Genomic DNA, 385 nt, shown 5'->3' with positions numbered 1-385 from the left:
CGTCGTAGTACTTGAGAATCCCCTTGAGCGGACCGTCGGCGGCGGCCTTGAACGCCGCGTTGATCGCCTCGACGGTGGCCGACTTGCTCAGCTCCGCGGTCAGGTCGGTGACCGAACCGGTGGGGATCGGCACCCGCAGCGCATAACCGTCGAGCTTGCCCTGCAGTTCGGGCAGCACCAGACCGATGGCCTTGGCCGCGCCGGTGGAAGTCGGCACGATGTTCACCGCGGCAGCGCGGGCGCGGCGCAGGTCGCTGTGCGGGCCGTCCTGCAGATTCTGGTCCTGGGTGTAGGCGTGGATGGTCGTCATCAGGCCCTTGACGATGCCGAACTCGTCGTTGAGGACCTTGGCCAGCGGGCCGAGGCAGTTCGTGGTGCACGACGC

General features: G+C 67.8%; 1 pseudogene. It reads right to left on the bottom strand.

The window, feature by feature from the left end:
• A pseudogene (locus ABQE89_RS26295) lies at positions 1-385 on the bottom strand (type I glyceraldehyde-3-phosphate dehydrogenase); the annotation flags it as partial.

The sequence above is a fragment of the Mycolicibacterium sp. XJ1819 genome, from assembly GCF_053483675.1.
This window is presented reverse-complemented; position numbering and strand designations above follow the sequence as displayed.